5 protein-coding genes are annotated in these 6,088 nt (G+C 68.8%); 2 read left to right on the top strand and 3 right to left on the bottom strand.

The window, feature by feature from the left end; translation table 11 throughout:
* The first annotated feature begins 129 nt into the window (after positions 1 to 129).
* The gene (locus tag I0Q12_RS24015; protein ID WP_307846474.1) at positions 130 to 1,509 is read left to right on the top strand and encodes a sugar transferase; all 1,380 of its coding nucleotides are present in this window, start codon (positions 130 to 132) and stop codon (positions 1,507 to 1,509) included.
* An 89-nt stretch (positions 1,510 to 1,598) separates the two neighbouring features.
* On the opposite strand, the gene efeB is transcribed toward I0Q12_RS24015, so the two are convergent.
* Genes efeB through efeU form a run of 3 tightly spaced genes read right to left on the bottom strand, consistent with a single transcriptional unit; the run spans position 1,599 to position 4,939 of the window.
* The gene (efeB, locus tag I0Q12_RS24020; RefSeq protein ID WP_197255416.1) at positions 1,599 to 2,873 is read right to left on the bottom strand and encodes an iron uptake transporter deferrochelatase/peroxidase subunit; all 1,275 of its coding nucleotides are present in this window, start codon (positions 2,871 to 2,873) and stop codon (positions 1,599 to 1,601) included.
* Positions 2,870 to 4,009 (bottom strand): iron uptake system protein EfeO, encoded by a 1,140-nt coding sequence (gene efeO / locus I0Q12_RS24025; protein ID WP_197255430.1) that lies wholly within the window; start codon positions 4,007 to 4,009, stop codon positions 2,870 to 2,872. The genes efeB and efeO overlap by 4 nt, the downstream gene beginning before the upstream one ends.
* Positions 4,010 to 4,054: 45 nt before the next feature.
* Entirely contained in the window at positions 4,055 to 4,939 is an 885-nt protein-coding gene (gene efeU / locus I0Q12_RS24030; RefSeq protein ID WP_197255418.1) for an iron uptake transporter permease EfeU, read from the bottom strand.
* 137 nt (positions 4,940 to 5,076) lie between these two features.
* Between efeU and I0Q12_RS24035 the strand changes: the two genes are divergently transcribed.
* Entirely contained in the window at positions 5,077 to 5,862 is a 786-nt protein-coding gene (locus tag I0Q12_RS24035; RefSeq protein ID WP_197255420.1) for a lytic murein transglycosylase, read from the top strand.
* Positions 5,863 to 6,088: the final 226 nt, after the last annotated feature.

The raw sequence follows: 6,088 nt of genomic DNA on the forward strand, positions 1-6,088 counted from the left end.
GGGGTGGGGGAATTTGCATCCCGGATTGCTGTCTCGTTCGAGCCGGTCGGGTCCGCCGGCCGCGGCCTTCTTCCGGGATGTGCTGCTCCGGAACCTGTTTCGCGTCCGCGGTGGGAACGCCGATATGCGGTGCTCGCGTGCAGCATCGACCTTGCGTGTGTCCTCGTGGCCGATGCTGTGGTGACGTTCGGCTATCACCATCTGGCGTTCCCGGCAGGCCGCTCGCTCGCTCTCGTCGCGGTCCTGCCGATCGTAGCCGTGGTTGCACTTGCATCTCAGAGATCCTGGGATGCAAGGATTCTCGGATCGGGTGCCGAGGAGATCCGGCGGGTCGGCCGCGCTTATGCGCTCGCGATCGCGGTGCTGGCGGTGGCCGGCTACGCGTGGGGTACCGCCGCCGGACAATCGTGGATCTTCGGTGCCCTGCCGCTGGCCGCGGTCGCGACGGTGGGCGCTCGTCTGGGGCTCCGTCGGTACATCCGGAGCCGGCGACGGAAGGGGGCGTACGTCTGGTCGGTCCTCGTTGCCGGGGACACGGTCGAAGTGCACGAACTGCTGGCGCGATCGTCCGAGTTCCTGGATTCGGGATGGGAAATCGATGGTATCTGCCTTCCGGCCGATTCGTTCCGCGGGAAGGCACCACTCGCGATCGACGACGTACCCGTCCTGGGCACCGAGGACGACATCGTCGGCATCGTCGCACTCCACGGATTCCAGGCGGTCGCGCTGCTGCCGTCCAGTGATTGGACGCACTCGAAGACCCGGGCGCTGAGCTGGGATCTGGAGCGGACCGGCACGGACCTCCTCATGGCACCCGTTCTCATGGACTTGGTCGGTCCGCGGCTGCACATGGCTCCGCTCGCGGGTCTTCCCCTGCTGAAGTTCTCCGCACCGCGCTATTCCGGCCCGTCGTGGCTGGTGAAGAACGTCTTCGACCGGGTCGCCGCGCTGATGATCGTCGCGCTTCTCGCCCCGGTGCTGCTCGCCATCGCCGTCGCGATCCGCGTGACGAGCCCGGGGCCGGCGCTGTTCAAACAGACGCGGGTGGGACGGGACGGTCGAACCTTCACCATGTACAAGTTCCGCAGCATGGTCGTGAACGCCGAGGATCGGCTGGCCGAGGTCGCCGACCGGGACATCGGGGCCGGTGTGCTGTTCAAGATCTACGACGACCCCCGGGTGACGCGGGTGGGCAAGTTCATCCGGAGGTACTCACTGGACGAACTCCCGCAATTGTTCAACGTCGTCACCGGCGACATGTCGCTGGTCGGTCCGCGTCCACCGCTCGAGTCCGAAGTCGCCCGCTACAGCGAGGACGGAATGCGCAGACGCCTGTTCGTCAAGCCGGGGCTCACGGGACTCTGGCAGGTCAGCGGGCGCAGCAACCTCTCGTGGGAGGAATCGGTGCGCGCGGACCTGAGATACGTGGAGACCTGGACCTTCGCCATGGATCTCGCGATCCTGTGGCGCACGATCGGCGCGGTGTTGCGCGGCAACGGCGCCTATTGACCCCCGGTGGGCCGTCCCACCCCTCGGCGGCCCACCTTCCCCCGCCTGCGTCGGTGATTCAGGGCGAAATCACCGGCGTAGGCGCATTTTCAGGCCTCGAACAGTTGCTGCCCCCAATACCCGCCCTCGGTGGGGCCGGGTGGACACGCGAAGACAGCGGATCCGACGTGCTGAATGTACTCGTTGAGGGCGTCGGCCCGGGCGAGTGCGAGTTGCATCGGCACGAACTGCTTCTGCGGATCGCGGCAGAACGCGATGAAGAACAGCCCGGCGTCGAGGTGCCCGAAACCGTCGGAACCGTCCGTGAAGTTGTAGCCGCGCCGCAGGATGCGGATCCCGCCGAGGTTCTGTGCCGACGCCAGTCGCACATGCGAGGTCTCCGGGACGAGCAGTCCGTCCGGACCCTTCGATTCGAGGTCGAGTTCGTCGAACTCGTTCTTCTGACCGAGCGGGGCACCCTCGCGCTTGTCTCGGCCGATCACCGCTTCCTGTTCCTTGAGGATCGCGCGGTCCCACTGCTCGATGAGCATGCGGATGCGCCGGGCCACCAGGTAGGTGCCGCCGGCGAGCCAGGCCTGGTCGTCGGCGGCGTCGACCCACACCGACTCCGCGAGCGCGGCCGGATCCTCGGCCTTGAGGTTGTTGGTTCCGTCCTTGAACCCGAACAGGTTCCGCGGCGTCACCTGCGAGGTGGACGTCGACGAGGTGCGGCCGAACCCGAGTTGCGACCACCGCACCGACGCCGTGCCGAACGCGACGCGCGCGAGGTTGCGGATCGCGTGCACGGCGACCTGGGGGTCGTTCGCGCAGGCCTGGATCGTGATGTCGCCGCCGCACCGCGCCGGATCGAGATTGTCGGCGGGGAAGTGCGGAAGGTCCTGCAGTGCGGCCGGCTTCAGATCGGCGAGGCCGAACCGGTCGTCGAACAGCGACGGACCGAAACCGATCGTGAGAGTCAGCTGCGACGCGTCCAGGTCCAGCGCCTCGCCGGTGTCGCTCGGCGGGTGGTACGCGCCGTCGCCGGTCGCGCCGTCCTCGGTGGCCTCGAGCCCTGCGGTCATCCGCTCGGCCATCGCGGTCCACGTCTTCAGCAGATCGATCAGCTCGTCGCGGTCGCGGGTGGTGACGTCGAACGTCACAAAGTGCATGCGGTCCTGGGCGGGGGTGACGATGCCGGCCTGGTGCTCGCCGTGGAACGGCACGACACCGTCGGTGCCGGTGCCCGGGTCAGGTGCGGTGGCCCGGCCGACCACCGCGCCGGCACCGGCGAGTACCGCTCCGGCGCCGACGGCGCCGAACAGCCGCCGCCGGGAGATTCCGGACGAGTGCTGCGGATCGGGTTCGGTGGTCGGCCGGCCGGTCATGCGCCCGACGCCTCCGCGACGACGCCCTGCACCTTGCTGACCTCGGCGGACAGCGCGTCGATCAGGCGGGACAGTTCCTGGCGCTGCGGCTCGGTGACGGTGTCGTAGGAGACGAACACATCGTCCTGGCGGTACTGCGCGAGCGCCGCGTCGAGATCCGCGAAGCGGGCGTCGATGGCTTGGCCGAGTTCGGGATCCTGCTCGTCGAGAATCGGGCGCAGCGCGGCGACCGCGGCCTGCGAGCCGTCGACGTTGGCCTGGAAGTCGTACAGGTCGGTGTGCGAGAAGATGTCCTCCTCGCCGGTGATCTTGGAGGTCGACACCTCGTCGAGCAGGCCCTGCGCGTCACCGGCGATGCGGGTCGGATCGACGGTGTAGTCGTCGGCGTTCACCAGGTCCGACAGCTCCTGGATGTCCACGACGAGCTGGTCGGCGATGGCGTTGGTGTCGGGCTTCAGGCCGTCGACCCACAGGTCCTTCTCGAGCCTGTGGAAGCCGGTCCACGCCTGGCCCGGTTCCAGGTCGGCTTCGCGCAGGTCGAGGCGCGGGTCGAGATCGCCGAAGCTCTCGGCCTCCGGCTCGATGCGCTCGTAGTAGGTGCGCGAGAGCGGGAACAGACGCTTGGCCTCGTCGACGTTGCCGGCCTTGACGGCGGCGACGAACTCGCCGACGGTCGTGACCAGCGCCTCGGTCTGGCTGCGGATGTAGCGGCGGTAGCCGTCGGCGGCCTCGGCGAGCTTGCCGTCGGCGTCGGTGGCGGCCTTGGAATCACCGGTCACGGTGAACGCCTGCCGGATGCCCTCGCCGACCATCCCGGGGCGGCAGGACAGTTCGTAGTCGCCCGGCTCGGGGATGTTGACGATGAGCTGGCGGGTCAGGCCGGGGCCGATGTTCTCGACCTCGCCGAGCGCGCGGTCACCGTTGTCGAACACGTAGAACTCGGTGACCTTGGTTCCGTTGTTGGTCACCGCGAACGTGTTGTGCCCGGTGGTGCCCTCCGTGACGGCGACCTCGCACGTCGAGTCGGTGGCGGTGACCGCGACGGCCTCGGCGTCGGCCGACGACTTCTCGGTGCAGCCCGCGAGTGCGAGGGGTAGAACGGCGGCGGCCGCCAGGGCATAGGTGGTACGACGCATCGGGTCGGTGCCTTTCGGGAGGAGATTGTGCACGGAACGGAAGATTCAGACGGTGGCGGTTTCGTCGGCCGCAGGAGCCGGCGCGGGGGAGGCGGTCGGGCGCAGGAACAGGAACAGGACGACCACCAGATAGGCCAGCCAGGCGACGAACTGCAGGACCGTCGGGTCCGGGCGCACGTTGAGGATGCCGCCGAGGACGGTGCCGTACCAGCTGCCGGCGTCGTAGTGGGCCGAAACGTCGAAGGCGAGATTGCTCGCGCCGGGCAGCACGCCACCGGTCTGCAGGGCACGGATCCCGTAGGCGAGGATGCCGGCGGCCACGACGACGAGGAACGCCCCGGTGTACTTGAAGAACTCGGCCATGTCGATGCGGACGGCCCCGAGATACATCAGGACGGTGAGGACGGCGGCCAGGGCGATGCCGAGCAGCAGGCCGACCAGCGGCCACACGCTGCCGGCGGTGTTCTCGGCGTAGCCGACCATGAGCAGCGCGGTCTCGAGTCCTTCGCGGCCGACCGCGAAGAAGGCCAGGGTCAGCACCGCGGACGGACCGATGATCAGGGCCTTCTCCATCCCGGACTTCAGATCGCCGGAGATCGAGCGGGCCGCCTTGCGCATCCACAGCACCATCGCGGTGACGATGACGACGGCGACGAGGGAGGCGATGCCGGCGGCGATCTCCGCGGCCAGGCCGTCGAGCGTCGAGGTACCGAAATGGATGATGAGGAAGGTCGCGACGACCATCGCGACGGCGATGCCGACGCCGAGCCACACCCATTTCAACGCGTCGCGCCGCTCGGCCTTGACCAGGAACGCGACGAGGATCATCACGACGATGCCGGCTTCGAGTCCTTCCCGGAGTCCGATGAGACCGGAGCCGGCGAGCTGCGTGGCGATGGACGGCGCGCCGGCGGCGGCAAACACGGACATATGGAACTCCAGCGCGGTTAGGTGAGGCGAACCTCTTCTTTTGGTGCGGAACGAAACATACACCGCGCGAGCGCGAATCGGGCAAGGGCCTTAAGCCCCTTTACCTGGCCTTTAATAGCGATGTGGAAGATGGAGACGTGCAGCCGACCGCGACGAATCCACCGCTCCCGCAGCCCGTGCGACCTCGTTCGCCGTGGCCGCGGCTGTTGTTCGGTGTGCTCGCGGCGGTGGTCGTCCTGGCCGTCGCCGTCTCGATCCTGACGCCGAGCGAACCACCGATCCCCATCCCGGAAGGCGTTCCGCCGGGCGCGGGTTCCCCGGTGCCGGCCATCGACGTGGACGGGCCGGGCCGCACCGCTGCGCAGCTGCGCGACTGGGCCGAACCGCAGGCCGAGGCAATGGGCATCCCCGTCGTCGCCCTGGAGGCCTACGGTCACGCGGCCGTCGTGCTGGCCCGCAGCCGCCCGGACTGCGGACTCGCGTGGACCACGCTCGCCGGAATCGGCAGTGTCGAGAGCAGGCACGGCCGGCACGGGGGTGCCCGCGCCGACGACAATGCCTCTGTGTCGCCGCCGATCCGCGGGGTTCCCCTCGACGGTGGACCCGGTCTCGCAGAGATCCGCGACACCGACGGTGGCCGGCTCGACGGCGATCCCGTCCTGGACCGGGCGATGGGCCCGATGCAGTTCATCCCCGAGACATGGGTTCGGTGGGGTGCCGACGCGAACGGCGACGGCGTCGCCGACCCCGACAATCTCGACGACGCGGCGCTCAGCGCGGGACTGTATCTGTGCGACCGCGGCGGCGACCTCACGACAGCGGAAGGCTGGACGGCCGCGCTGTTCGCCTACAACCGTTCGACCGACTACATGGCTCTGGTTCGCGACCGCGCCGCCGCCTACAGCGTCGGGGTGCGACCGTGACCGGTCCGGTCGATTTGTACCGACCGGAGTCCGATCGGTCCGGGTTCGGTCGTGGCTCCGGGGCGAGTGGTGCCTCGTGCCCAGGTGGGGACCGTTAGGCTGTCCCCAGCGTGCAGACCCCGCAGCGTGAAGTCCATCGAAGGAGAATCAGCCAGTGGCCATCATTGAGCAGGTAGGAGCCCGCGAAATCCTCGACTCCCGGGGCAACCCCACGGTCGAGGTCGAG

This window comes from Rhodococcus sp. CX (genome assembly GCF_015865005.1).
GTDB lineage: Bacteria > Actinomycetota > Actinomycetes > Mycobacteriales > Mycobacteriaceae > Rhodococcus.

Coding starts and splice junctions, on each gene's coding strand:
- efeB (WP_197255416.1), bottom strand. CDS start 2,873: ATGACCGGCCGGCCGACCACCGAACCCGATCCGCAGCACTCGTCCGGA.
- efeO (WP_197255430.1), bottom strand. CDS start 4,009: ATGCGTCGTACCACCTATGCCCTGGCGGCCGCCGCCGTTCTACCCCTC.
- efeU (WP_197255418.1), bottom strand. CDS start 4,939: ATGTCCGTGTTTGCCGCCGCCGGCGCGCCGTCCATCGCCACGCAGCTC.